27 protein-coding genes are annotated in these 24,076 nt (G+C 59.8%); 8 read left to right on the forward strand and 19 right to left on the reverse strand.

Annotated elements, in window-relative coordinates:
• Window positions 1-417 precede the first annotated feature (417 nt).
• Window positions 418-1,176 (reverse strand): creatininase family protein, encoded by a 759-nt coding sequence (locus BLV61_RS04185; protein ID WP_090462774.1) that lies wholly within the window; start codon window positions 1,174-1,176, stop codon window positions 418-420.
• 67 nt (window positions 1,177-1,243) lie between these two features.
• Entirely contained in the window at window positions 1,244-2,554 is a 1,311-nt protein-coding gene (locus BLV61_RS04190) for an MFS transporter (RefSeq protein ID WP_047530318.1), read from the reverse strand.
• Window positions 2,555-2,689: 135 nt separating this feature from the next.
• Between BLV61_RS04190 and BLV61_RS04195 the strand changes: the two genes are divergently transcribed.
• From BLV61_RS04195 to BLV61_RS04215, 5 genes are all read left to right on the forward strand, one after another.
• Window positions 2,690-3,613 (forward strand): LysR family transcriptional regulator, encoded by a 924-nt coding sequence (locus BLV61_RS04195; RefSeq protein WP_090462777.1) that lies wholly within the window; start codon window positions 2,690-2,692, stop codon window positions 3,611-3,613.
• 186 nt (window positions 3,614-3,799) lie between these two features.
• Window positions 3,800-4,729, forward strand: coding sequence for a pca operon transcription factor PcaQ (gene pcaQ / locus BLV61_RS04200; protein ID WP_047530322.1), 930 nt, complete (start codon window positions 3,800-3,802; stop codon window positions 4,727-4,729).
• Window positions 4,730-4,856: 127 nt separating this feature from the next.
• Entirely contained in the window at window positions 4,857-5,576 is a 720-nt protein-coding gene (pcaH, locus tag BLV61_RS04205; protein WP_047530324.1) for a protocatechuate 3,4-dioxygenase subunit beta, read from the forward strand.
• Between the two features lie 12 nt (window positions 5,577-5,588).
• Entirely contained in the window at window positions 5,589-6,191 is a 603-nt protein-coding gene (gene pcaG, locus BLV61_RS04210) for a protocatechuate 3,4-dioxygenase subunit alpha (RefSeq protein ID WP_047530326.1), read from the forward strand.
• A gap of 266 nt (window positions 6,192-6,457) precedes the next feature.
• The gene (locus tag BLV61_RS04215; RefSeq protein WP_090462780.1) at window positions 6,458-6,901 is read left to right on the forward strand and encodes an MAPEG family protein; all 444 of its coding nucleotides are present in this window, start codon (window positions 6,458-6,460) and stop codon (window positions 6,899-6,901) included.
• A 90-nt stretch (window positions 6,902-6,991) separates the two neighbouring features.
• Here the strand turns inward: BLV61_RS04215 and BLV61_RS04220 are convergent, their stop codons facing one another.
• The 3 genes from BLV61_RS04220 to BLV61_RS04230 form a co-directional block, all read right to left on the reverse strand.
• Window positions 6,992-7,450, reverse strand: coding sequence for a MarR family winged helix-turn-helix transcriptional regulator (locus BLV61_RS04220; protein ID WP_047530329.1), 459 nt, complete (start codon window positions 7,448-7,450; stop codon window positions 6,992-6,994).
• Between the two features lie 171 nt (window positions 7,451-7,621).
• Window positions 7,622-8,074 (reverse strand): Ohr family peroxiredoxin, encoded by a 453-nt coding sequence (locus BLV61_RS04225; protein ID WP_090462784.1) that lies wholly within the window; start codon window positions 8,072-8,074, stop codon window positions 7,622-7,624.
• Window positions 8,075-8,152: 78 nt separating this feature from the next.
• The gene (locus tag BLV61_RS04230) at window positions 8,153-8,605 is read right to left on the reverse strand and encodes an Ohr family peroxiredoxin (protein ID WP_047530332.1); all 453 of its coding nucleotides are present in this window, start codon (window positions 8,603-8,605) and stop codon (window positions 8,153-8,155) included.
• Between the two features lie 562 nt (window positions 8,606-9,167).
• On the opposite strand from BLV61_RS04230, the gene BLV61_RS31530 reads away from it, so the two are divergent.
• Both BLV61_RS31530 and BLV61_RS04240 read left to right on the forward strand, forming a co-directional pair.
• Window positions 9,168-9,566: a hypothetical protein gene (locus BLV61_RS31530; protein ID WP_090469752.1), complete on the forward strand. Its 399-nt coding sequence runs from the start codon at window positions 9,168-9,170 to the stop codon at window positions 9,564-9,566.
• Window positions 9,567-9,739: 173 nt separating this feature from the next.
• A complete protein-coding gene (locus BLV61_RS04240; RefSeq protein ID WP_047530334.1) occupies window positions 9,740-10,030 on the forward strand; it encodes a hypothetical protein in 291 nt (96 codons plus the stop codon).
• Between the two features lie 19 nt (window positions 10,031-10,049).
• On the opposite strand, the gene BLV61_RS04245 is transcribed toward BLV61_RS04240, so the two are convergent.
• The 12 genes from BLV61_RS04245 to BLV61_RS04300 all read right to left on the reverse strand — a co-directional run bounded on the left by BLV61_RS04245 (window position 10,050) and on the right by BLV61_RS04300 (window position 21,669).
• Window positions 10,050-10,754, reverse strand: coding sequence for a GntR family transcriptional regulator (locus tag BLV61_RS04245; protein WP_090462788.1), 705 nt, complete (start codon window positions 10,752-10,754; stop codon window positions 10,050-10,052).
• 71 nt (window positions 10,755-10,825) lie between these two features.
• Window positions 10,826-11,848, reverse strand: a complete 1,023-nt coding sequence (locus tag BLV61_RS04250) for a proline racemase family protein (protein WP_047530336.1) — start codon at window positions 11,846-11,848, stop codon at window positions 10,826-10,828.
• An 11-nt stretch (window positions 11,849-11,859) separates the two neighbouring features.
• On the reverse strand, window positions 11,860-13,341 hold the full coding sequence (locus BLV61_RS04255; RefSeq protein ID WP_090462791.1) for an aldehyde dehydrogenase family protein: 1,482 nt from the start codon (window positions 13,339-13,341) through the stop codon (window positions 11,860-11,862).
• Window positions 13,338-14,636 carry an NAD(P)/FAD-dependent oxidoreductase gene (locus BLV61_RS04260; RefSeq protein WP_090462795.1) on the reverse strand — a complete coding sequence of 433 codons (1,299 nt, stop codon included), beginning with the start codon at window positions 14,634-14,636 and terminating at the stop codon, window positions 13,338-13,340. Before BLV61_RS04260 ends, BLV61_RS04255 begins: the two co-directional genes overlap by 4 nt.
• Window positions 14,633-15,676 carry a 4-hydroxyproline epimerase gene (locus BLV61_RS04265; RefSeq protein ID WP_090462798.1) on the reverse strand — a complete coding sequence of 348 codons (1,044 nt, stop codon included), beginning with the start codon at window positions 15,674-15,676 and terminating at the stop codon, window positions 14,633-14,635. The genes BLV61_RS04260 and BLV61_RS04265 overlap by 4 nt, the downstream gene beginning before the upstream one ends.
• 58 nt (window positions 15,677-15,734) lie before the next feature.
• Window positions 15,735-16,616, reverse strand: a complete 882-nt coding sequence (locus BLV61_RS04270) for a dihydrodipicolinate synthase family protein (RefSeq protein WP_090462801.1) — start codon at window positions 16,614-16,616, stop codon at window positions 15,735-15,737.
• A gap of 37 nt (window positions 16,617-16,653) precedes the next feature.
• Window positions 16,654-17,319, reverse strand: a complete 666-nt coding sequence (locus BLV61_RS04275) for an amino acid ABC transporter permease (protein ID WP_090462805.1) — start codon at window positions 17,317-17,319, stop codon at window positions 16,654-16,656.
• A gap of 10 nt (window positions 17,320-17,329) precedes the next feature.
• Window positions 17,330-18,001: an amino acid ABC transporter permease gene (locus BLV61_RS04280; protein ID WP_047530348.1), complete on the reverse strand. Its 672-nt coding sequence runs from the start codon at window positions 17,999-18,001 to the stop codon at window positions 17,330-17,332.
• A gap of 11 nt (window positions 18,002-18,012) precedes the next feature.
• The gene (locus BLV61_RS04285; protein WP_047530349.1) at window positions 18,013-18,834 is read right to left on the reverse strand and encodes an amino acid ABC transporter ATP-binding protein; all 822 of its coding nucleotides are present in this window, start codon (window positions 18,832-18,834) and stop codon (window positions 18,013-18,015) included.
• Between the two features lie 52 nt (window positions 18,835-18,886).
• On the reverse strand, window positions 18,887-19,729 hold the full coding sequence (locus BLV61_RS04290) for a transporter substrate-binding domain-containing protein (protein WP_090462807.1): 843 nt from the start codon (window positions 19,727-19,729) through the stop codon (window positions 18,887-18,889).
• Between the two features lie 434 nt (window positions 19,730-20,163).
• Window positions 20,164-20,325 carry a DUF2986 domain-containing protein gene (locus BLV61_RS04295; RefSeq protein WP_081997906.1) on the reverse strand — a complete coding sequence of 54 codons (162 nt, stop codon included), beginning with the start codon at window positions 20,323-20,325 and terminating at the stop codon, window positions 20,164-20,166.
• A gap of 147 nt (window positions 20,326-20,472) precedes the next feature.
• Window positions 20,473-21,669, reverse strand: coding sequence for an MFS transporter (locus BLV61_RS04300; protein WP_090469756.1), 1,197 nt, complete (start codon window positions 21,667-21,669; stop codon window positions 20,473-20,475).
• Window positions 21,670-21,795: 126 nt separating this feature from the next.
• On the opposite strand from BLV61_RS04300, the gene BLV61_RS04305 reads away from it, so the two are divergent.
• A complete protein-coding gene (locus BLV61_RS04305) occupies window positions 21,796-22,689 on the forward strand; it encodes a LysR family transcriptional regulator (RefSeq protein ID WP_047530355.1) in 894 nt (297 codons plus the stop codon).
• A gap of 84 nt (window positions 22,690-22,773) precedes the next feature.
• Here the strand turns inward: BLV61_RS04305 and BLV61_RS04310 are convergent, their stop codons facing one another.
• Both BLV61_RS04310 and BLV61_RS04315 read right to left on the reverse strand, forming a co-directional pair.
• Window positions 22,774-23,187: a cupin domain-containing protein gene (locus tag BLV61_RS04310; protein WP_047530358.1), complete on the reverse strand. Its 414-nt coding sequence runs from the start codon at window positions 23,185-23,187 to the stop codon at window positions 22,774-22,776.
• An 82-nt stretch (window positions 23,188-23,269) separates the two neighbouring features.
• On the reverse strand, window positions 23,270-24,031 hold the full coding sequence (locus BLV61_RS04315; protein ID WP_047530360.1) for an SDR family oxidoreductase: 762 nt from the start codon (window positions 24,029-24,031) through the stop codon (window positions 23,270-23,272).
• Window positions 24,032-24,076: the final 45 nt, after the last annotated feature.

Consider the following 24,076-nt stretch of genomic DNA (forward strand, 5'->3'; position numbering starts at 1 on the left):
GTAGACGGCGCCTCAACGCGGCTGCTGAACATGAAAAAAAAGACATGTTACATATTCGCAATCCTGGCCCATGACAGCCCAACTCCGTCACACACTTTGCCTCTATTCCTGAGCATTGCATCTATCCCAAACCAGGACAAAAGAATGCCAAAGATCTGGCGCGATTTAGTTGACTACTTTGGATCGATTACTGCCCTTCGAGACGGACAACAACCGGCCAATAACAATCTCCCGGTTGCATACAATAATTTAAGTGCCGATGGGCGAGTGCTATCGAACCCTCGGTCCGCAACAACTTTCAATCACTCAGAAAATGCTTGCTGGGTTGCTGGTCGATTTGCTGACGTTGAGCAAGTGAAACCACAAACTCGTTTGACCAGCCAATGAGTCCCTATCAGCTGGCCTCGATGACGGGCCTCAGCGATTGCCGCCGGGGGTCGACTCCCGGCTGAAGGCGTCCAGTTCCTGCACCAGGCCCTTGGCTGCCTTCATCACCAGCGCACGACCTTTTTCCGGTGTTGCCTGGGCCGGGTCCGAGCCCATGCGACCATCCGGATGGCGCGCGCGGAAGTCTTGCGCTTCGCGGATGGGGCCCCACGCGGCGATCTGCGGCGAATACTCGGCCGATTTGATCGAGTCCGGGTACGCCCATTGAGTCACGGCAATTTCCGACGGGGTGGCATGCACGCCATGGCCCGTTGGAAACTGCTCCCGCGCCAGCTCGCCAACGCCTTCGAGGTCCCACCAGTTGCACAGCTTCAGCGCAAACCCCGCCGGACGTCGTGCGAAGCTCGCCTCGGCGTAGAGTTCGGAAAATGCTGCTTCAATCGAGGCGACATTGCCGCCGTGGCCATTGAGGAAGAGGATTTTTTCGAAGCCGTGCGCGGACAGCGACCGCACCCAATCGCCAATGGCGGCGATGAAGGTTGATGGACGCAGTGAAATGGTGCCCGGGAAACCCAGGTGGTGTTGGGCCATGCCAATGTTGAAGGTAGGAGCAATCAGTATGTCCGCTGATTTCTGGGCTTCGTGAGCAATGATTTCCGGACACATCCAGTCGGTACCCAAAAGGCCGGTGGGGCCGTGTTGTTCATTCGAACCGATCGGAACAATGATGGTACGACTGCGTTGCAGGAATTCGCCGATTTCGGCCCAGGTCGACAGGTGTAAAAGCATTTGAGTTCTCTCCATTGCAAGGTTCCTTGCGGAACATGACGATTCAGTTGAAGTTGCCGGTATCTGATCACACAGCGCTGTATTGAGGTGCAGAGCGTTCACCCGATAGCGATCGGCTGCGCGTGATGACCATTGCCGCGCAAAGTGACGCGCAGCCAACGGCAACGATGCCCAGGTTCATACTGCCGGTGGCCGTTTTGGCCCAACCAATGACCGCAGGCCCCCAGAAGCCACCGCACAGGCCGATGGTGTTGATGAAGGCGATGCCGCCCGCCGCGGCTTCGCCCTTGATGTGTTCGGAGGGCATGGCCCAAAACACGGTATAAGCCATGAAAATCGTGGTGGTGGCCCCGGTCAGCAGCCCCAGCGATACCATCAGGTGCCCTTCTGCCAACGGAAACGCCAGGAGCAGAACCGCCCCGATGCCCGCCGGCACTGCACAGTGGTAACGCCTTTCGCCGATGCGATCCGAGCGGCGCCCTATCAGATACATGCCGATTGCAGCCCCGACATAAGGAATAGCGCAATACCAACCCAACCGTAGTGTGTCCTCGACACCCTGGGCCCTGAGGATGGCCGGCAGCCAGAAGCTCATGGCGTAGATCGAGAAGATGATGCAGAAGTAAGCCGATGCCAGGACGTAAGTTTTCGGGTCGCGCAATACGGCCCTGAACGAATGGGTTTGTCCCGCTGATGTACCCACCTCTGCCTCCAGCAGTGTCTTTTCTTCAGCACTCAGCCAATGGGCGTCCGAGGGCCGATTGGACAGGACAAAGAAGGTCAGGATACCGAGCAACACGCACGGAAGGCCTTCTATCAGAAACATCCACTGCCACCCGGCCATACCGCCGATGCCGGAAAGCGTGGTCATCAGCCAGGCGGAAAGCGGACCACCGACAATGCCGCCGATGGGCCCGGCAATGAACACGATGGCAATGGCCCGGGCCATGCGTGTCGGACCGTACCAGCAAGACAGGTAATAGATCATCCCTGGCGCGAAACCGGCCTCGAATACACCCAGCAGAAAACGCATCAGGTAGAACGTCGGCACGTCGCGGACGAAGAGCATGCAGGCCGAGGTGATGCCCCATAACACCAGAATGCGACTGAACGTCTTGCGCGCACCCACCCGGGGAAGCATCAGGTTGCTTGGCAGTTCAAACAACACATACCCCAGGAAAAATATCCCTGCCCCTGCGCCATAAGCCGCGTCGGAAAGTCCGAGATCGCTTTGCATCTGCAGCTTGGCAAAGCCGACATTGATGCGGTCCAGATAGGCGAACACATAGCAAATGAACAACAGCGGCAGCAGCCGCCCATTGAGCTTGCGGTAAAGGGCATTCAGGGCGCCCCTTCTTGCCGGTGCAAAGGCTGACATTAGGGATCTCCGATTTGTTCTTGTTGGCCGGTGGTGGTGCCAAAGGATGGTGCCCCGACGACAAAAACCCAGCAAGAGCAACTAAGTTCGCGTACCGTTGCTCTATAGGCAACGCAGCTTTCAGGGATGCCCGACATGCGCGAGATCAATCAACAACGGCTTCGCTATTTTCATGAGGTGCTGGTCCACGGTTCGATTCGAGGTGCGGCAGACAGCATCAATACGTCCCCCTCCGTGATCACCCGCCAGATCAAGTTGCTGGAAGAGGAGTTAGGGGCGAGGCTTTTCGAACGGCAGGCGCGCGGTGTTCAGCCGACCGAGGCCGCCGCGCATCTGCTGGAGTTCTGGCGCGGATACCGGTCTCACCAGGAAAAGCTTGAAGACCAGTTACAAGCACTCAAGGGCCTGCAACAAGGCCATGTGCGGGTGGTGATCAGTGAGGGTTATGTCGATGCCCTGGTCGACAACGTGCTCGCGCCCTTCTGCAAGCAGTACCCGAAGCTGGATGTCACGCTGGACATACTTCCCGTCGATGACGTGATGACCGAAGTGGCAGAAAACCGCGCGCATATCGGCCTTGCCTATAATCCGCCGCTGCACGCGCAGATCGATTTTCGTGCCACCTCATCGCAGCCCGTCATGTTGCTGGTGCGCCCGGATCATCCACTGGCCTTGAACGGTCGTGCGGCCACCGTCGAAGACCTGCTCGCCTGCCAGCTGGTCTTGACGCCCACCACGTTCGGCATCGGTCATGCGATAAAAATGCTCGAGTACGCGGAGAAAATCGAGATCCGCCCGGCGCTGGTCAGCAACTCCCTGGCAGCCCTCAAACGCCTGATCGCTGCCGGGGATTTCGCTTCGTTGCTGGGAGAATTCGCGGCCTATCGGGAAATCGCCAAGGGCAGCCTGGCGGCCGTCCCCATCGACCACCCGATTTTTCTCGGCGTCGAGGCGAAACTGTTGGTCAAATCCGGCCGCCCCCTCGCCGCCCCCGCCCAAGAGTTGCTCAACTGGATGCTGCAACGCTTGCCGATGTTTTCGCCGGGGGAAGAGGTGTGACGCGGTCGGCCGTAACTCACGCTTGATTGTCGTACTGTTGGTTCAAGCGATTCATTTTGCAATAAGCTTCGTTTGATCGCGGTTCGAGCCGCTTTCCAGGTCGGCCACGCCGCCCGCTAACCGCCCCATTATCAGCAGCAGGCACCCGCAAGAATGCTTGCCACACCACCAAGGCAGAACACCTGATTGAACATCGATACCCGAATCAAATTCCGTCATCTGGTGTGTTTTCTCGAAGTGGCGCGCCAGGGCAGCCTGGCACGTGCTGCCGACAAGCTGGCGATCAGTCAGCCGGCGCTTTCCAAAACCCTCAAGGAACTGGAAACCCTGCTGGAGGCCACCCTGTTCGAGCGGGGCAAAAAGGGCTCGACGCTGACCGAGGCCGGTGCGGCCTTTCTGCGCTACGCCGGGCCGAGCGTGCAATCGCTGCGCGAGGGGGTCAACAGCCTGCGTTCCGGTGTGCATGAGCCGATTACCGTGCAGCTCGGCGTGCTGTCCACCGTCGAAAGCTTGCTGGTTCCTGAGGTGGTCTGCCGTCTGCATGACCGGCACCCTGCCTTGGTGGTCAGCGTCATGACCGGGCCTAGCGCCTATTTGCTCTCGCAATTGCGGGTCGGCGAACTCGATCTGGTGGTGGGTCGAATGACCGATAGCCCGTTGATTTCCGGACTGACGTTCGAGCATCTCTACAGCGAGTCAATGACCCTGGTGGTGCGTGCCGGTCACCCGGCGCTCACCGCTCCACAGGGGCATAAAAATCTCGAAGACTACCCGCTGGTCTTGCCGTCGGCGGGGACGACGATCCGCAAATTCGCCGACAGCCTGTTTGTGCAGCACGGGATAACGCCGTCGCGCCAACGCCTGGAAACCCTGTCGGTCGCCCTGAGTCGGCGCTACGTGCAATGCAGTCAGGCGATCTGGGTGGCGCCCCATGACGCGGTCAGGCAGGACTTGAGGCAAGGTGAGTTGGTGGAGCTGGATCTGGGGATGCGCGAACCGGGCGGTTCGGTGGGGCTGTGCACCAATCCTGCGTTACCCGTGACACCAGCGGCGCAGTGGTGCGTGGAAGCCCTGCGCGAGATCGGCCAGGAATATCGCGAAGGACAATATCCATAACCATTTGGATATGGATAGAGTCGTTTTTTTCAATTTTGCATCAGGTCGCGCAGGAGGAAACTGCGGTCACGAGTCACTGCCCACGCAGTGCCCGCCTCCGTCCAACCATAACAACAGGAAAAACGACATGTCTGATGCGCACGACAGCCGCTTCGTCATTCGTGACCGTAACTGGCATCCAAAGGCCCTGACCCCCGACTACAAGACGTCGATCCTGCGCTCCCCGCGCCAGGCATTGGTGAGCATTCCCCAATCCCTGTCGGAAACCAGCGGTCCGGACTTTTCCCATTTGAAGATGGGTCAGCACGATAACGATCTGCTGTTGAACTTCAATCACGGTGGCCTGCCCATTGGCGAACGCATCATTGTCGCCGGTCGCGTGTGTGATCAGCATGGCAAGCCGATTCCCCATACCCTGGTGGAAATGTGGCAAGCCAACGCCGGTGGCCGTTACCGGCACAAGAAGGACAGCTACCTGGCCCCGCTCGACCCGAATTTCGGCGGTGTCGGCCGTGCGCTGACCGACCGCGATGGCAACTACAGCTTCCGTACCGTCAAACCCGGTCCCTACCCTTGGCGCAACGGCCCCAACGACTGGCGGCCAGCCCATATCCATGTCTCCATCAGCGGCCCGTCCATTGCGACGCGGTTGATTACCCAGCTGTATTTCGAAGGTGATCCGCTGATCCCCATGTGCCCGATCGTCAAATCGATCTCGAATCATGAAGCGGTGCAGAGCTTGATCGCCAGACTGGACATGAGCATGGCCAATCCAATGGATTGCCTGGCTTATCGTTTTGATATCGTCCTGCGCGGCCAGCGCAAGACCCACTTCGAAAACCGCTGAGGAGGCCCGCGTATGCCCGTTCAACTTCTGCCTGAAACCCCGTCGCAAACGGCCGGCCCCTATGTGCACATCGGCCTGGCCCTGGAGGCTGCCGGCAATGCGCCGCGCGAACAGGAAATCTGGAACGACATGGCCAAGCCTGGCGCGCCAGGTGAGCACATTTTACTGCTGGGCCACGTTTATGACGGTAACGGCCACCTGATTCGTGACGCGTTCCTGGAGTTCTGGCAGGCCAATCACGATGGCGTCTATGACAGCGCTTACGACCTGGAAAAACCGTTCAACTGTTTTGGCCGTACCGCCACGACCGATGTCGGTGAATGGACGATCAACACCGTGAAACCCGGCGTGGTGAAAAACGCCGCGGGCGTTGCCATGGCCTCGCACATCAACGTGTCGCTGTTTGCCCGGGGTATCAACATCCACTTGCAGACCCGGCTGTACTTCGACGACGAACCCCAGGCGAATGCCGTGGACCCGGTACTGAATCTGATCGAACAACCCCAGCGGCGCGAATCGCTGATTGCCAGGCGCTGCACGGTTGACGGGAAGCTGGCCTACCGGTTCGATATTCACGTTCAAGGTGAAGCGGAAACCGTGTTCTTCGACTTCTGACGACGCAGGCACCGTGTAGAAACGGCCTCCCCTCTGCCGGGAGGCCATCTGTGCAGCTAGAGCCCCTCCCCCCGACGCAGGGTAAAGCGATTGGCCCATGGCGACTTCTCGAAGCCAGCGATGTGAGCCATTCAATTCAGTATCGCGCGAAACAAAGTCCCTGTACTTTTAGTCGGCTTGTGCGCGATCCAGATTTCTCAAGGTTTTCACAACAACCCGCAAAGACTGGAACCACGGAAGGACTTGATCGTTTTTAAGGAGTGAAAATGAGCACGGTTTTATCGACTTATGCGCTGTGTGTGGTTGTCCTGTTTTTCAAGATGCTCGCCATTTCCTGCTATCAAGGGTTCTATCGAATCAGTCGTTTGACGTTCAAAAACCCTGAAGATGCGAGGCTCGTCGGCCGGACCTCCAGTGCAGAGGAACTCCCCCAAGTCATCAGAGGCCAACAGGCATGGCTGAATGATCTCGAGAATATTCCCCTGTTTTTCGCATTGGGTGCACTCTCGCTAGCGCTCGATACACCCGCCGGGCTCACTGCCTGGCTGTTTTGCCTCTTCACCGCCGCGCGCGTGACGCACACCCTGACCTACCTGGCCCGTTGGCAACCGTGGCGTACGATTGCCTACGCTGTCGGCGTCGGCTGTCTGGTGGGATTGGCGGGAATGATTGTTTCGATCTTGATCAACCGCGCGGGTGCACTTGGTTGATTGAGATAAGTGTCAACACACCGTCAGAAGCAGCCTGTGGGATGCGCCTCGAAAATCTGAGGCAACTCTCGATTTTTTACTCGAAACGACTTAGTCCCTGTCTTTCGTCGTACGGATAAGATTGCCCCGCAATTTCACGATTGCCTTCTGCATTTGCACAAAGTCGTCTGGATCAAGACCGGTTTGCGGGAAACTTTCTTCCGACAGACCTTCACGTAGTTTTCGCCCCTCTTTTGTCAGGCTGATCCTCACTTGCCGCTCGTCTTCCGGGTCACGCTGACGCAACAAATAGCCCATCGCTTCCAACTTCTTCAGGATCGGAGTGAGGGTATTGGATTCAAGGAATAGCTTTTCGCCAAGGCTACCAACAGTCTGGTTGTCTTCCTCCCACAGCGCAACGAGGGTGATGTACTGCGTATAGGTCAGGCCGAGCCGTTCGAGCATAGGCTTGTAAGCCTTGCCGAAGGCCAGGTTTGCAGAATAGACCGCAAAGCACAGGAAGTCGGAAAGCTTCAGGTCCAGTGCAGATGTCTTTTCAGTGGATTTCATGAGCATTCTCTGTGGCCAAAGACGGATGGATCGCAACGACAAACTATACATCGCATGCGATGGTATCGGAAGTGCTCACACCTTTGGCAATCGTCACACCTGTCCTTCGAATCCGGGAACGTCGACACCGACTCGCCAGGGATGCCCCTGGCGAGCTGGAGGTGCGTTGCGTTATGCGGTGAGAACGTTGATAGCGACATCAATATTGCCGCGTGTCGCCTTGGAGTACGGGCAGATTTGATCGGCGTTATGGGCCAGTTCAGTCGCGACACCGTGATCCAAACCTGGCACCCGCAGGGTCAGTCGGGCCTGGAGGAAGTAGGCTGGCCCGGTCTGGCCCAGATCAACCTCGATGTCGACGGCCGTGTCGGTCGGCAGTGTCACCTTCATCTGCTGGGCAGCCAACCCCACCGCTGCGATGTAGCAGGCCGACCAGGCCCCGGCGAACAATTGCTCGGCTTTCGGGTGCGGCTGGACAGCAGTGAATTCGTGTTCCGGCCTGGCACTTCCCGGCGAAGATAGCGTGATGTCGAGGCTACCGTTATGACCGCGCGATGTGTAGCCCGCGCTGTTGTGGGTAGTATGGGTTTTGCCGGTGACCAGTACTTTTTCAATCTTGCTCATGATGATTCCCTCAGATTTACTAGCTTCAGTAGTCGTACACGCTTTTATCGCATGCGATTTTAATCATACATCCAGACGTCACGCCGTCATTACGTTCAGGGTTACGTCGATATTGCCGCGTGTGGCTTTGGAGTACGGGCAGATAGAGTCGGCGATGTGTGCCAGTTCGGTGGCGACATCGTGTGCCAGACCCGGCACGCGCAGGGTCAGTCGAGCTTGGAGGAAGTAGGCCGGACCCGTCTGGCCCAGGTCCACTTCGATGTCGACAGCCATATCCGCCGGCAACACGATGTTGCGTTCCTGGGCCACCAGGCCGACCGCTGCGGTGTAACAGGCCGACCAGGCTCCGGCGAACAATTGCTCGGCTTTCGGGTGCGGCTGGATGGCGGCGAATACATGGGCTGGCTGGGCCGAACCGGGTGATGACAGTTCGATATCGAGGTTGCCGTTATGGCCGCGCAAGGTCGTGTCGGCACCGCTGAAGGTGGTGTGTGTTTTGCCAGTCGCCAGTACTTTTTCAATCTTGCTCATGGGTGTTTCCTCAGTATTTAATAATTGCGCGCGATAATATCGCATGCGTCATTTATGAAGCTAAAAATAGGCGACGTGTATCAGTTGCCCGCTGCTGTGATCCAGTTGTTGCCGTTGTGGCCATGGGAAGCGTGATCGGTAGAGAAGGACATTGTGTAGCTGCTTCCGGTGTTCATGGCTGAATCTCCAAACGGCAAGTCGTGGGCTTCGTATCGCTATCGATTAGATCGGATGCGATGGATTAATACTCAACCAACACCCCAGGTATGTCAAAGATTATTTTTCGTTTCTACGACAAACGGTAGATGTGGCATCAATCTCTGGTTGCGGTTGGCCTGGCCAATACCCGGAAGTTCCTGCTGCAAAGGCAATCGCCACCGGTACTATTTTTTTCCACCCCACGCCTGAGACCTTTGGCTATTTACGAAGCGGCTCCCTAGAACTTTTCTCTATTTATCGGTCTATGTGGATAGGCACATCCACTCGGTAAGCACGCCCCCTGCTGGCTTACCGCAACCGGATGGCCAAACGTCCAATGGCCAATCAGAGGTTGTCTTCGTTCATGAAATTCCATGTCCCACGGAAGGTGCTCTTCGGTCTGTTCGCGTTCGCGGCAATGGGCTCGGCATCCGCCACACAGATGAAGACCTCTACCCCTGTTTTCTCACCTGAAGTCGCAGCCGTTAAGGCGCCTGTCCAGGCCGCCGACACCCCTTGGCCGACCTTGGTCAGTATGGCCGGCAAGCAGCCAGGGCCGTTGCTTGCCCATGACGACCGAGACTGGCATGACGACCGTTGGCACGATCGTAGAGACGATTGGCGCCGAGACGAGTGGCGCAGAGAAAAATGGCGCAGAGAGCAAGCCCGCCGGGAAGCTGAACGCCGTCGTGATTGGGAGCGTAACGAGGATCGGGCCATGCAGCACCGTTACGAGGACGATCACCGTTACTATCGGCGCTAGTGCGAAGGCACCCTGACCGTCCGCAAGGGCTCAAGACTGGCCGATGGTCGTCGCATTTCGCTCGTCGCCGGCGTTTGGCTAAGCTGAATACATCAGGACGAACTCAATCTTGAGTGATAGCGGCTACGAGCGGATCTGGATTGGCGTCAAGGCAGTAGCCCCGGGAGACCACTATGTACGCGGTGATAAGAACCTACTTGGGGACTGGAGCAAAGCAGCTTTTCGAGCTTTTGGAAGAGCGTAGCGCCGACGTCGAAGCGACCCTTCGGACAGTGCCTGGCCTCGTCAGCTACACCCTGCTCAATACCGGCGATGGCGGTACCGCGGTGACCGTCTGCACGGACAAGGCCAGCACCGATGCAAGCTTGAAAGTCGCGCGTGACTGGATTCAGAAAAACGCCTCGAATATCCGCGCGAACCCGCCGATCGTGACGGAAGGTCCGGTCATTGTGCAGATCAAATAACGCGCCCTTCCAGTAGATCTCAACCCACCGACATCTTCGCGGTCAGGTTCTGTTGCAGGTACGCCAGGAAGCGTCGCTGGAACAGCATCGTGTGCTCGTGCGCGGCCTTTTCTGCGTCGTCAGCATTACGCGCCTGTATGGCATCGACGATTTCATCGTGGTCGCGGCCGATGGGGGCGCTAGCCGTACTGACGATGTAGTCGAAGTGCAGGTGCAGCAGGCGCTGTCCTTCGCCCAACAGCTTCTCGTAGTAACTGATGAAGTACGGGTTCTTCCCGGCCTCGGCAATCGCCATGTGCAATGCCTTGTTGGTTTCGGACATCGCCTGGAAGTCCCCGGCACTGACGGCATCCAGATAGGCCGCGTCGGCGGCGCGGATACGCACCAGGTCTTCATCGGTACGGTGCAGGGCCGCCAGGCGGGTCACTGCACGCTGGATCAGGTCCAGGGCCGAAATGTAGTTGGGGAATTCTTCGATTTCGAAGGGGGTCACCAACAGCGTGCGGTTCGGCAGGATGGTGACCAGGCCCTCGCTGATCAGACGGGCAAGCGCATCACGCACCGGCGAGCGGGACAGCCCGAACTGTGCGGCCAGGGAAACCTCGTCCAGCGGCACGCCCGGCTTGAGCTTCAGCGTCAGGATCTGCTTGCGCAATTCTTCGTAGATGTAGCGACCGCCATGGCGTTTGGCACCGCTGGTCGCTTCAGTCGTTTCTTTGCTCATAGGGTCATGCTCTCGACAATGCAGGCCAGTCATCCGGCCAGCCCGCAACTTTAACATTCGCCCGGGGATAGTTAGAAACCCTCACCCCAGGTATCACTCAGCATAAAACCGGCCGCCAACGGGTCGTCGGGATCGAGGCCGATCTGGTGCAGCCCATAGATCCAGGCCCGCCCGGTGACCCTGGGCAACACCGCCGGTTTACCGCCCACAGTCGTCAGCCCCAGCAGTTCGACCTGAAACTCGCCGCCAATGGTCGAGCGCGAGGTGAGTGCATCCCCCACTTCGACCAGGTTGCGTGCGCTCAAGGTCGCCAGGTTCGCCGAACTGCCCGTGCCACAGGGCGAGCGGTCGACCCGCCCCGGAGGCAGCGTGGTACAGGTCTGGTAGGTGAGCCGATCCACACGGTGGCGGAACATCACATACGCCACCTCGTCGAGCGCCTTGAACAACGGGTGGCTCACCTTCACCTGCTGATTGATCAAGCCTTTGAGGCGCACGCCTTGAGTGGCCAGTTCACGGGCATTCTCGGGGGCAATGCTGAGGCCGATCTGGTCAACGTCCACCAGCGCGTAGTAGACACCACCGAAGGCAATGTCGGCCTTGATCACACCAAAGTCCGCGGTCTCGATCGGCACATCCAGTTGCTCGACAAAGGACGGCACCATATCCAGCGAAACGCTCTGACAGCGCCCGTCCGCGCACCGGGCACGGGCGGTCACCAGGCCCGCCGGAGTGTCGAGCACCACCGTGGTCACGGGCTCGACCATCTCCAGCATCCCCAGTTCCAGCAAGGCGGTGACAACACAAATGCAGTTGCTGCCGGACATGGGGTGCGCCTTGTCCGCCTGTAGCACGATAAAACCGGCCTGGGCTTCGGGCCGGGTCGGCGGCAATAGCAGGTTCACCGACATCTGCAGGCAACCGCGCGGCTCCAGAATCACCAGGCGCCGCAGGCTGTCGTCGACTTCGTTGATGTAGTTCATCTTGTCGAGCATGGTCTTGCCGGGGATATCGATGACTCCGCCGGTGATGACCTTGCCGATCTCGCCTTCACAATGCACGTCAGCCATTTGCAGCGTCTTTTTCCAGCGCATGTCCGGATCCTTTACTTGATGTACCAGCCCCAGGGCTGCTCGCTGTCGTAGCGGGTGATCTGCTTGGTTTCCAGGTAATTGTTCAAGCCCCACTCGCCCAGTTCGCGCCCGATACCGCTTTGCTTGTAGCCGCCCCAAGGGGCCTCGGTGAAGGTCGGTTGGGAGCAATTGACCCAGACGATGCCCGCTCGCAGTCGGCGGGCGACACGTTCGGCACGGGCACTGTCCCGGGACATCACGGCAGCCGCGAGGCCGAAGCGCGAGTCGTTGGCGCTGCGCACGGCATCGGCTTCGTCATCGAAGGGACGTACACACACCACCGGGCCGAAGATTTCTTCTTTCCAGATCCAGCTGTCCTGCGGCACGTCGGCAAAAATCGCCGGGGTCAGGAAGTAGCCTTTTTCGCAATGGGCCGGACGCGTACCGCCGGTGAGCAGCGTCGCGCCCTCCTCCCGGCCACGGGCGATGGCCGCCAGTACCTTGTCGTACTGACCACGACTGACCAACGGGCCAAGCAGCACGCCTTCGTCCATGCCATGGCCGATACTGACGCGCTCGGTCTGCTCCACCAGCCGCTTGAGCAGCGGCTCATACAGATCGCGCTGGACCAGCACCCTTGAAGTCGCCGAACACACCTGGCCCTGGTTCCAGAAAATGCCGAACATGATCCATTCGACCGCGGCTTCGATATCGCTGTCGTCGAAGATGATGAAAGGCGACTTGCCCCCCAGTTCCAGGCTGATGTTTTTGATGTCGCGGGCGGCGGCCTGCATGATCCTCGTTCCGGTTGGCACGCTGCCGGTAAAGGCCAGTTTGTCGATACCGGGATGCTCGCTCAGAGGGGCGCCGGCCTCCGGGCCGAGGCCGGTGACCACGTTGAGTACACCGGCAGGCAAACCGGCCTGATGGGCGATGTCCGCCAGTTCCAGGGCAGTCAGCGGTGTCAGTTCCGACGGCTTGAGCACCATGCAGCAGCCGGCGGCCAGTGCCGGTGCGACTTTCCAGGCAGCCATCAGCATCGGGAAGTTCCAGGGAATGATCGCCCCGGCAACGCCCACTGGCTCCTTGCGTGCAATGGAGGTGAAGCGTTCATCGGCCAGCGCAATGTTCTGCTCACGATGACCGTCCAGGCCTTCGGCCAGATCAGCATAAAAGTCAAAGCAGCCTGCGGTATCGGCAATGTCCCACTGGGCTTCGGGCAACGGCTTGCCGTTGTCGCGCACCTCAAGCCCGGCCAGTTCGTCCTGGCGCTGGCGAATGCCGTTGGCGATGGCCCGCAGAATCGTCGCGCGCTCGGCCCCGGTCATTTGTGGCCAGGGACCGTCATCAAATGCCCGGCGTGCGGCACTGACGGCCAGGTCGATGTCTTCTGCGGTGGCCGCCGCGACCTGGGTGATCACCGACTCATCGCTCGGGTCGATCGTGTCAAAGGCGCCGCCATTTTTGGGGCGAACCCACTGGCCGTCGATGTAGAGCTGGTCAAAGGATTTCATGCATGGCCTCCAACAAGGGCAAAGCGCTGGGCGCTGAAAGGGGTCAGGTCCTGGGCGGGTTTGCGCCCGACAACCAGGTCAGTGATGAGTCGTCCGGTGGTTGCACCCAGCGTCAGGCCGAGCTGGCCGTGGCCGAACGCGAGGAACACGTTCGCCACCCGGCTGCTGCGATCGATCACCGGTTTGGTGTCGGGCAGAAACGGTCGATAGCCGACGCCGTACTCGACCTTGTCCAGTTGCAACCGGGGAAGAATTTTTCGGGCTTTCTCGAGAATGATGTCGGCGCGCTTGAAATTCGGCTCGGCGTTCGGGCCGGCGAATTCGATGGTGCCGCCAATCTGCAAACCACGGGACATCGGGCTGAAGCAGAACCCGCCATCGGCATAAATCACCGAATGGCGAATCTCCACGCCGGGGGTGGGCAGCAACACCTGATAACCGGCGATGCCGGCCAGTGGAACCTGCGCACCGAGCTGCCCGAAAAACTGTCGCGAGCCCGTGCCGGCGGCGATCACCACCTGATCAGCCGCATAGCGTTGGCCATCGGCGAGGGTGACGCCGCTGGCACGGTCGGCTACCTCATCGATGCGCTTGACCTGGCCACGCACGCGCGCGCCGCCCTGATCGAGAAAACTTTGCGTCAATGCGGCAATAAAACCTTTGGTATCGCTGACCGCGCGCCAGTCTGGAAACAGCAGGCCATGGCTGAACTTGCCGGCCAACGACGGTTCGAGGTCCGAGATGGCCGCCGCGTCCAGCACTTCGGATTTGAAACCCAGTGCCTGGCGCAATGCCAGATGCTCGCGTTCGTGTTCCAGGCCTGCCGGTGTATCGAACAACTCGATGATCGGCCGTTGCCCCATCAGGCTCTTGTCCGGGCAAGCCGCCAACAAGGGTCCATAGTCCTCGTAGACCTGGTGCGTCAGGGTCGCCATGTCTTCGGCGATCTCGACGATCTTCGAATGCCGGGCACAGGCCAGAAAGCGCAGGAACCACGGCAAGATGCCGGGCAAGGCGCCGGGCCTGAGCGCCAGCGGCCCCTTCTGGTCGAGCAACCAGCCGGGGATTTTTTTCAGGATGCCGGGCTTGGACAGCGGAATCACTTCGCTGACCGCCATTTGCCCGCAACTCCATTTGGCGGTGCTGTCGCCCGCCGCGGCCGGGTCGATCAGCGTCACGGCATAGCCTTCGCGTTGCAGGTACAGGGCACAACAGACGCCGACGATGCCACCGCCGACCACCACAGCCTTCTCTGCGGGAAAGGGTGCTTGTGCAACGGGCTGTGCAGGCGTCATAGGGAAGTCTCTTGAGCAGAGGCTGGAGCGGCATAATCTTCCAGACTGAAGCCGTCCCACCAGGGTTGGGTGTCGTCGACAATAAACTCGGCACGCCCGGTGATCCATGCCCTTCCTTCAATACTGGGGCGAATCGCGGCACTGCCGTCTTCCAATTGCAGGGTCTGGGCCACGCGGCCGACGAAAAAACTGCCGATCAGGCTTTCATGGCGATAGGCACCCTCTTCAGCCAGCCAGCCACGGGCAAAGCGCTGGGCGACCCGGGCCGAACTGCCGGTGCCGCACGGCGAACGATCGATCAGGCTCGCCCCGGCAATCACCACGGCCCGGCCCTGGGATTGTGCGGACAACGGCGCGCCGGTCCACATGCAATGCTTGACGCCCCTGATGGCCGGGTTTTCCGGGTGAACCACGTCAACCGTCCGGTTGACCAGATCCTGCATCTCCCGGCCCCATTCCAGCAGTTGCTGCGGGCTGAAATGTTCGCAGCCCGGGAAATTGGCTTGCACCTCGACAATCGGGTAGAAGTTGCCGCCATAGGCGATGTCGACCTTCAGCAACCCCAGGGGCGGGAAGTCGAGAAGCAGATCACGGTGCAGCAAGAACGATGGAACGTTAGTGAAACGCACCGCACTGACCTTGTCGCCGTCGCGTACATAAGTCGCATGGATCTGCCCCGCCGGCACATCCACCACCACGGTGCCCGGGACTTTCGGCTCGATCAGACCGGCCTCCAGGGCAAAGGTAATCGAGCCCAGCGTGGCATGCCCGCACATGGGCAAACAGCCGGAAGTCTCGATAAACAGCAGGCTGAAGTCGCTGTCGGCGCGCAACGGCGGGTAGAAAATCGTGCCCGACATGTGCGAGTGACCGCGCGGTTCAAGCATCAGGCTACGGCGAATCCAGTCGAAATCGGCCATGAAGTGTTCGCGCCGCTCGCTCATGGTCCGGCCGTTGAGGGCTGGGGCTCCGGCGATCACCATGCGTACGGGCATGCCTTCGGTATGGCCTTCGATACTGTTGAAAACGTGTCGAGTCATCGTATTCACTCCGTCGTGCCGCATCGGTCGGGTGTGGCGACCGATGCGGCCAGTGCCATTAACCCAGCGCCACTTCGAAAGCCTTGCGGAAGCTGGCCTTCTCGTCGCTGGTCAGCGGTTGCAGCGGCATGCGCGCGGCGCCGGCATCGAAACCTGCCAGCTCACAGCCGTACTTGACCTTCTGGATGAACTTGCCCGACTCCATGTCCGCCAGTACCGGGAACAGCGAACGCACGATGTCCTGGGCACCGGTCAGGTCGCCACGGGTGTATTTGCTGTAGAAATCACAGACCTGCTGCGTCAGGCAGTTGGCCGGGCCACAGATCCAGCTGCTGGCGCCCCACAGGAAGAAGTCCAGCGCCTGATCGTCGGAACCGCACGACAGTTGATAGTTGTCCTTGTAGGTGTTGCCGATCTCGATGGCGCGCAGCAGGTTGCCGCTGCTTTCCTTGATCGCGATCACGCGCTTGTTGTCCTTGAAAGCGTCCAGCACGGTAAAGCCGACTTCGACGTTGGTTCGCACCGGGTAGTTGTACAGCACCACATTGATGTCGGGCGCGGCGTCGAGAATGGCCTGGTAGTGACCGATCAGCTCGTCCTGGGATGGCAGTGCGTAGTAAGGCGGCGCGATCAGCAGGTTGGTGTAGCCGGCGTCGCGGGTCTGCTTCACCTGCTCGATCACCTCGCGGGTGCAGGAGCCATTGGCACCGGCGATCAACACCCCACGGTCCCCCACCACTTCGCGCACGGTGGACAGAATCTGCCGTCGCTCCTGATTGGTCAGCGCGTAGTACTCACCGGTGGAACCCAGCGGCACGAAGCCCGTGACGCCCGCCTTGAGTTGAAACTCGATGATGTTGCCCAGCATGTCGTAATTGACGTTGCCGGCCTTGTCGAACGGTGTGACCAGAGCAGGCAGGATGCCTTTGAGTTGAGTCATTGCAGACACTCCACGGATTTGAGTACGAGGGTTGGGGTTAGTACGCATAACGACGCAGCATCCGCGTCTCGACCACGCTGACCAGTCGGGTCAGCGGGAACGCCACGAGGAAATAGATGACCGCCACCGCCGAGAGAAACTCGACCGGCCGGGCCGTGCTGTTGGAAATGTTCTGGCCGACGAACATCAGGTCGGCGATGCCCACCGAGGAAATCAGCGCGCTTTCCTTGAACAGTGAAACCACGTTGGACAGCAGCGGCGGAATGCCTCGCAGCAAAGCCTGGGGGAACACCACGAACACCGTTTTATTCCACGAGGCCAGGCCCAATGCGACGCAGGCGTCATGCTGTTCGCCGGGTATCGACTTGAGCGCGCCCCGGAAGGTCTCGCTGGTGATCGCGGTCATGTACAGGGTCAGTGCCAGCAACACCGACACGTAGGGCGGGATGTCGATACCGAACACCACCGGAAAACAGAAAAACACCCAGAACAGCTGGATCAGCAGTGGCGTACCGCGGAACAACTCCACATACAGGCCGGCCGGGACGCTCAACCAGCGGCTGCGCGAGGCCCGCAACAGGCTCAGCAGAAACCCGCACAGGCTGCCCATGATTGCGCACCCCACGGTGAACACCAGGGTCAATGCGAGCCCTTGCAGCAAGGCCTGCCAATACGAAAACACCACGGTGAAATCAAGATTCATGACGACCTCCTCAGCGCGCGAGCGCGGTGTCCTGACGGCGTTCCAGCCATTGCACGAACTGAGCGATGGGCAACGACAGCGCGAAGTAGATGAGTGCGATCAGCGAATAGGTTTCCAGCGGTCGGTAGGCTTCGGTGGCGATGCTTTTGCCGACGTACATCAGGTCGCCCACGGCGACGATGGCCACCAACGCACTCTGCTGAAGAATCGAGATGCCATTGGTCATCAACACCGGAATGGCCGTGCGCAGCGCCTGCGGGAGAATCACGTAGAGCGTGCGTTGCCATGGGCGCAGGCCCAGGGCCACGCTGGCATCGAGGTGTTCATGGGGCACCGCCTGCACGCCGGCCCGATAGGCTTCTGCATTGAATGCGGTGAGGTTCAGCCCCAGGGCGAGCACGCCCATGGTGATGGGGTCGATGAACACGTTGAACAGCATCGGCACGCAGTAGAAAAACCAGACGATCTGCAACAACACCGGTGTGCAACGGAAGAACTCGATGAACATCTGCGCCGGCCAGCGCAGGAAAAACCAGCGACTCAAGGTGAGCAGGCATAGACCGAAACCGAGCACCAGGCCGACGATGTTCGACACCAGCGCCAGTTGCAGGGTGACTTTCAGCCCGTCCCACAGCAGGCCGAAATTGCCCTGCAGAAAGTTGAAATCGAATTGGTAGTTCATGATCAGGCTCCTCAGTCCAGGTGCAGCACTTTTTCCAGGAACTCGCGGGTGCGCGGTTCCCTGGGCTGAGTGAACAACTGGTCGGGATGGCCTTGCTCGACCACTTTGCCGTTGGCGCAAAACACCACGCGGGTGGCGATATGGCGGGCGAAGTGCATGTCGTGGGTGACGATGATCATCGCCATCTTCTGTTCGGCCAGTTGCAGCATGACGTTCTGCACCTCGATGACCATTTCAGGGTCGAGCGCCGAGGTGACTTCATCGAACAGCATCAGCTTGGGTTCCAGCATCAGCGCCCGGGCGATCGCCACGCGCTGCTTCTGGCCGCCGGACAATTGGCTGGGGTAGACGTTGAGCTTGCTTTCCAGGCCGAGCCGCGCCAGCAACGCCCGGGCCTTTTCGGTGGCCTGCGTCCGGGACAGGCCGTGCACCTTCATCGGTGCCAGAATCAGATTGCCCAGCACCGACAGGTGCGGAAACAAGGTGTAGTGCTGGAACACCATGCCCACCTGGGTTTGCAGCGAGCAGTCCATCGGCTTGCCTTTGCCCCGGGCATTGCCGTCGATGTAAGGCTTGCCCTGAAAGCGGATGGTCCCGCCTTGAATACTCTCAAGCCCCATCATCACTCGCAGCAAAGAGCTTTTGCCGCTGCCGCTTGGGCCAATGATCACCAGGCGATCGTCGGCCCGCATATCCAGGTCCAGGTGATCCATGACCACCAGGTTTTCGCCGTAGGACTTGTAGACATCGCGCAGCTGGATGAACTCGCTGCTCTTCGTTTCGCAGGCGTGCAGAGGCCGTGACGGCACCGCCGCCAGATTGGAAGCTTTCATCGGACGTTCTCCGGGAGCGCGCAGCCCGCTGCGCGCTCGCCATCGGCGGGATTTACTGAGGGGTTTTGTCGGCGTTGGCCAGTTGCGAAGCCTTGTCGACCAAGGCGTCGATTTCACCGGTCTCGCGGCGCTGGGCGAGGTAGATATTCAGCGTCTGCAAATCGGCGGCGCTCACGTCCCGGCGCACCCCAAACGCCACACCCTGTTTGGCCAGCGCGGGTTTTGGCAGCACCTCCTTGGTCCAGCCAGGGTTGGCCACGGCGAACAGATGATTGGTGTCGCTGGCATCGACCAGCACGTCGGCGCGCTTGGACATCACGGCCATGCGCACTTCGTCCATACCCGGCAGGCGCATGATCTTGCCCTGCTTGATGACGCCCGAAATGGCCTTGTCCTGAGCGGTACCGGACATGACGGCGAAGGTCACATCAGGTTTGTCGAAGTCGCCGATGGTGTTGCCGGCACTGGCCAGTTTCGGGTTGTCCTTGTTGATCAGCAGCGAGACCTGATAGTCCGTGGCCGGCACTGAAAAACTCACCGCCAGTGCGCGCTCAGGCGTCTGGTTGAGCGCCATGGCCATGTCCCATTTGCCCCCTTGCAACCCCGCCACAAGGTTGTCCCAGTTGGTGTCGACGAACTCGACTTTGACCTTCAGCACCCGCTCGCCAAAGTCACGGCACAGGTCCACGAAGTAGCCGCTGTATTCGCCGGAACGCGCATCGCGCATGACGTAGGGCGCGGCAACCGCGGCCCCGCAGCGCAAAACACCGGCCTTCTGTATGTCTTTCCACAGTGAAACGTCAGCCGCCTGGGCCGGGACCTGGGTGAGCAGCGCGCCGATAGCGGATGCACAAACGAGCATGTTGCGGATGGTGCGAGGAAGGAACCGAGCCATTTTGACCTCTCCGATATTTCGTTCTTGTAGGCAGGAAGGTACAAATCTACATCGCTGTGCGCCGTCATGTGTGCAGCGCTGTATGCAGATTAGAAGCGAACGAATCGGGCTGTCAACACGAGACGGCAAAATTTATCGGCAAGGTGCCAATGCAGCCGGTGATGGGTGGCGCAAAGTGTGGAGAAAGTGATCGGAAACGGGCTAAGCGAGGGCGGCTGGAAGAGCGGGTCGAAGACCTGCAAGGCGCAATCAGTTGAATGGCCGATCGGCAGGCGCCGTTGCGGCTAATGCCTGCTCAGATGCAGAAACGCGAGTCGGAACCGCAAACGTTTTCGGCGTGAATGAATGGTCAGGCCGCGTCCTCGCGGCACTTTCCAGTGGAATGCACGGCCCGATCAAACCCGGAAATTCCGGTAGGCCTCAAACTATCGGGATCAGCTCTCAGAGGGCGTGCTTGAGTCGACACTGGCTTCGGCAGCCAGCTTCAAGCGGTCGGCTTTACTGATGTATTTGTTCTTTTTTACCGGTGCCAGTTTGGCGCTCGCCTTTTTGGCCTTTGCCTTGAATAACTGCTTTAGTTTCTTTTGACGATTCATTTTTTCTACTCGGTTTACAGTTGCCGAATGATATCAGTTAAAGATCCTCAGCCAGGACACTGTGGAGCGCACCGAGTGCATAACGTCGGAAACAGTTGATGTGCAACTGGCCTTGGGTAAACACGATTCGTAGCCCCTCGGCCTGTCTCAGGCGCCCCGGGGCGCCTTGGAACCCGATGTCAAATAAGTCAGGAGTGCCGCCAGCAACAGCACCGCTGCGCTCGCCACGAAAGTGCTTTGATAGCCATGACGGTCGAACAGCAAGCCGCCAACGGTCGAGCCCAAAGCGATGGCCAACTGAATCACCGCCACCATCAGGCCACCTCCGGCCTCGGCATTCCTGGGCAGGACTTGCGCTATCCAACTCCACCAGCCGACAGGCGCCGCCGTAGCCACGAGTCCCCAGAATCCGAGCAACATGACAATGGCAACGACCGAGGCGCCAAAGGGGATCAGCGCCAAGGCGATCACTGCCATCAGTAAGGGAATGGTCGCGAGTGTCCGGAACAGGCCGCGCCTCAGGAACGAACCGACCATCAGGGTGCCGATAAAGCCCGCTGCGCCCATCACGAACAAGATCAACGACAGCGTAGAGACATCAACCATCGTCACTGTTTCGAGGAACGGCCGCAGATAGGTAAACAACACGAACTGCCCCATGAAAAAAGCAGCACAGGCGGCCATGCCCAACGCCACGGCACGGTGCCTTAACAGTCTGAAGACATTGGCGGAGCCCGACGTGCGCTCACCCGCCTCCATGACCGGCAGACTGGCCCACAGCCAAACCAGGGCGATCGCCGCTACAGGTACCAGAGAGAAGAAAGCACCGCGCCAGCCAATGACCGCCCCCAGGTAGCTGCCCAGCGGTGCGGCGATCACAGTCGCCAACGCGTTACCACCGTTGAAGATGGCCAAGGCCTTGGGCACCTGGCTGGCGGGCACCAGGCGCATGGCCGTTGCAGCGGACAGGGACCAAAAACCACCGATGACCACCCCAATGAGCGCACGGCCAACCATGTATGTCTGATAGTCAGGCGCCATTGCGACCACGACACCGGATACAGCCATCATCCCGGTCAGGGCCAACAACAGCGTCTTGCGGTTGACGGCTCCAGCCAACCAGGGGATCGACAGGCTGGTCAGTACCGCGAACGCACCGGAGATCGTGATGCCCTGCCCGGCCAGCCCTTCGGTGACATGCAGATCATCGGCCATCGGCGTCAGCAGGCTGACAGGCATGAATTCCGAAGCGATCAACGCGAAAACGCAGAGCGTCATTGCAAACACCCCGCTCCAGTACGCGGGTTGTTCATGGGCCTCAGGTATCGGGATAACAGTGGCCATCGAGGCCTCGCTTTCATTCATATTCATGACTGGCATGGTGAGGCAAGGACTTTCCAGCGACTAGCTAATGAATACTTAATAAGGCTATAAGTACAACTAATCAATGGAATCAAGGGCAGTGGCGATATGGTCAGAAGGAACCTCAACGATTTACTGTCCTTTGTCACCGTGGCGCGAGAAGGGAGTTTCACCCGCGCCGCCTCGCTGCTGGGTGTGACCCAATCGGCGCTGAGTCAGGCGATCAGCGGCCTGGAAGCGCGCCTTCAGATCAGGTTACTGACACGTACCACGCGCAGCGTCTCGCCTACGGTCGCTGGCGAGCGGCTGTTGCAGGCCATCGGCCACCGCTTCGATGAAATCGAAGCGGAACTGGATGTACTGACAGAACTGCGCGACAAGCCAGCCGGCCTGGTACGCATCACCTGCGGCGATCACGTCCTGCGCAAAACCCTGCTGCCCAAACTCACCCCATTGCTGCACCAATACCCGGATATCAAGGTCGAGTTCGACGTCGATTACGGATTCAGAGACATCGTGGCGGATCGCTTTGATGCCGGGGTTCGGTTGGGCGACACCATCGATAAGGACATGATTGCCGTGCCCATAGGACCACCGTTACGAATGGCTGTGGTTGCCACACCCGCCTACTTTGCCACCCGTGCCATTCCGAAAAACCCACGGGACTTGATGGACCATAACTGTATCAACCAGCGCATGCAGACATCCGGCGGGCTTTACGTATGGGACTTTGAGCGGCGCGACAAGCAATTGAACGTGCGCGTCAACGGACAACTGACGTTCAACACCTCTGTCCACATCGTGGAGGCGGCGCTGGCGGGACTGGGCATTGCCTACCTGCCCGAAGAGGAATTTTCACCCCATCTTCAGGAAGGCAGGCTGATGCGAGTACTGGAAGACTGGTGCCCCCCGTTCGCTGGATACTATTTGTACTACCCCAGCCGACGGCAACCCTCTCCGGCGTTTTCGCTTGTTTCCAATGCGCTGCGCGAGGGCGTCTAAAGGCGCAAAAGCCCCGGTTCAGTACATGGATAGAGCAGAGGCCTGCCGCCCGACTGTCGAGCCTTTATCAGCGGGCGGATCGGCTCACTTTTTGATGGGGGTGACGAGCGTTTTTTCGTCAGTGTCGAGGACGAACACGGCCAACAGGCGTGCCGGTTCGGTGTCGCTGGCGTTGGCGCTGACTTCGTGTACGGAACCCGGCTCTTCTACGAAGTTTTCTCCGACGTGGTAGATCTTTTCCGGCTGGCCTTTGACTTTGATGCGAAACGCGCCCTCCAGCACCGTTGCATAGATGAAGGCCGTTTTCGGATGGGTGTGGGATGGCGACGCGGCGCCCGGCCCATACTCAACGACCACGCCCTTCATGCTCTTGCCCGGAATGTTGGGAATGGGCCGGTCAAACACGACGGTCACCTTGCCGGGGGGCGGCTCGGCGGCCGACGCTGTGCCGATTGAAAGTGCTGCGAAAGCCGCAGCCAATAGATATCGGGTAACCATGGCAATACTCCTTCGAGGGTAAGTGTGATGACGGCGCGCCCCATGACCGGGGCGACGCCTTCCTGAGGGGTCGCTGGTGGCTTCAGCGACCGGCTTCGGCCATTGACCGGGCGAGCCAGTCTTCAAAACGGATCGCGCCCAGGCGCGGATGCTGGCCGGGGGTCAGTGATTGATCGTCGAGCACGGCGCCGTAGTAGCGCGCGTGCACGTCCGGCACGACCCGGCGAGTATCCCGAGTGGCCCGCAGAAAGCGCCTGACCAGCTCGTCAATCGGCATGGCCTCGGGCCCCGCGACTTCGACCGTGCCATTGAGCGGCGCTGCCAGCACGACGTCGGTGAGTGCCGCCACCACGTCGTCGGACGCCAACGGCTGGATCAGCGCTGGCGATACATGAAGTTCCTCGCCGACGGCAAACGAATCGGCAATGCCGCCGACGAATTCGAAGAACTGCGTGGCACGCAAAATGGAGTAAGGAATGCCGGAAGCCTTGATAAGGCTTTCCTGCGCAACCTTGGCCCGGAAATAGCCGTTCTCGGGCAGCCGTTCGGTCCCGACAATCGACAGCGCAACGTGATGCCCAACACCGGCGGCCGCTTCAGCGGCCAGCAGGTTACGGCTGGAAGTTTCGAAAAACTCGAGGACGGCCTGGTCCTCCCACGACGGCGCGTTCGCCACGTCGACGACGATGTCGGCACCATCCATCGCCTGGGCCAGGCCCTCGCGGGTGATACTATTGACGCCCGTGCTGGGGCTGGCTGCGAGCACGTCATGGCCACGCTCGCGCAGGTTCTTCACAAGTTTTGATCCGATGAGGCCGGAGCCTCCGATGACGACGATTTTCATGGGCGTTCTCCACGTGTCGACGGCAAGCATTGCGTCGGTTTAAGG

The sequence above is a fragment of the Pseudomonas mohnii genome, from assembly GCF_900105115.1.
Classification (GTDB): Bacteria; Pseudomonadota; Gammaproteobacteria; order Pseudomonadales; family Pseudomonadaceae; genus Aquipseudomonas; species Aquipseudomonas mohnii.

Bases quoted from the DNA above. Each gene is read 5' to 3' on its own strand.
- BLV61_RS04295 (WP_081997906.1), bottom strand. From the start codon at position 20,325: ATGAATCGTCAAAAGAAACTAAAGCAGTTATTCAAGGCAAAGGCCAAA.
- BLV61_RS04315 (WP_047530360.1), bottom strand. From the start codon at position 24,031: ATGAAAATCGTCGTCATCGGAGGCTCCGGCCTCATCGGATCAAAACTT.
- BLV61_RS31530 (WP_090469752.1), top strand. From the start codon at position 9,168: ATGAAATTCCATGTCCCACGGAAGGTGCTCTTCGGTCTGTTCGCGTTC.
- BLV61_RS04290 (WP_090462807.1), bottom strand. From the start codon at position 19,729: ATGGCTCGGTTCCTTCCTCGCACCATCCGCAACATGCTCGTTTGTGCA.
- BLV61_RS04250 (WP_047530336.1), bottom strand. From the start codon at position 11,848: ATGCGCTGGAAAAAGACGCTGCAAATGGCTGACGTGCATTGTGAAGGC.
- BLV61_RS04265 (WP_090462798.1), bottom strand. From the start codon at position 15,676: ATGACTCGACACGTTTTCAACAGTATCGAAGGCCATACCGAAGGCATG.
- BLV61_RS04275 (WP_090462805.1), bottom strand. From the start codon at position 17,319: ATGAATCTTGATTTCACCGTGGTGTTTTCGTATTGGCAGGCCTTGCTG.
- BLV61_RS04195 (WP_090462777.1), top strand. From the start codon at position 2,690: ATGCGCGAGATCAATCAACAACGGCTTCGCTATTTTCATGAGGTGCTG.
- BLV61_RS04225 (WP_090462784.1), bottom strand. From the start codon at position 8,074: ATGAGCAAGATTGAAAAAGTACTGGTCACCGGCAAAACCCATACTACC.
- BLV61_RS04305 (WP_047530355.1), top strand. From the start codon at position 21,796: ATGGTCAGAAGGAACCTCAACGATTTACTGTCCTTTGTCACCGTGGCG.
- pcaH (WP_047530324.1), top strand. From the start codon at position 4,857: ATGTCTGATGCGCACGACAGCCGCTTCGTCATTCGTGACCGTAACTGG.
- BLV61_RS04310 (WP_047530358.1), bottom strand. From the start codon at position 23,187: ATGGTTACCCGATATCTATTGGCTGCGGCTTTCGCAGCACTTTCAATC.
- BLV61_RS04260 (WP_090462795.1), bottom strand. From the start codon at position 14,636: ATGACGCCTGCACAGCCCGTTGCACAAGCACCCTTTCCCGCAGAGAAG.
- BLV61_RS04280 (WP_047530348.1), bottom strand. From the start codon at position 18,001: ATGAACTACCAATTCGATTTCAACTTTCTGCAGGGCAATTTCGGCCTG.
- BLV61_RS04285 (WP_047530349.1), bottom strand. From the start codon at position 18,834: ATGAAAGCTTCCAATCTGGCGGCGGTGCCGTCACGGCCTCTGCACGCC.
- BLV61_RS04220 (WP_047530329.1), bottom strand. From the start codon at position 7,450: ATGAAATCCACTGAAAAGACATCTGCACTGGACCTGAAGCTTTCCGAC.
- BLV61_RS04245 (WP_090462788.1), bottom strand. From the start codon at position 10,754: ATGAGCAAAGAAACGACTGAAGCGACCAGCGGTGCCAAACGCCATGGC.
- BLV61_RS04190 (WP_047530318.1), bottom strand. From the start codon at position 2,554: ATGTCAGCCTTTGCACCGGCAAGAAGGGGCGCCCTGAATGCCCTTTAC.
- BLV61_RS04255 (WP_090462791.1), bottom strand. From the start codon at position 13,341: ATGAAATCCTTTGACCAGCTCTACATCGACGGCCAGTGGGTTCGCCCC.
- BLV61_RS04230 (WP_047530332.1), bottom strand. From the start codon at position 8,605: ATGAGCAAGATTGAAAAAGTACTGGCGACTGGCAAAACACACACCACC.
- BLV61_RS04300 (WP_090469756.1), bottom strand. From the start codon at position 21,669: ATGGCCACTGTTATCCCGATACCTGAGGCCCATGAACAACCCGCGTAC.
- BLV61_RS04270 (WP_090462801.1), bottom strand. From the start codon at position 16,616: ATGACTCAACTCAAAGGCATCCTGCCTGCTCTGGTCACACCGTTCGAC.
- BLV61_RS04215 (WP_090462780.1), top strand. From the start codon at position 6,458: ATGAGCACGGTTTTATCGACTTATGCGCTGTGTGTGGTTGTCCTGTTT.
- pcaG (WP_047530326.1), top strand. From the start codon at position 5,589: ATGCCCGTTCAACTTCTGCCTGAAACCCCGTCGCAAACGGCCGGCCCC.
- BLV61_RS04240 (WP_047530334.1), top strand. From the start codon at position 9,740: ATGTACGCGGTGATAAGAACCTACTTGGGGACTGGAGCAAAGCAGCTT.
- BLV61_RS04185 (WP_090462774.1), bottom strand. From the start codon at position 1,176: ATGCTTTTACACCTGTCGACCTGGGCCGAAATCGGCGAATTCCTGCAA.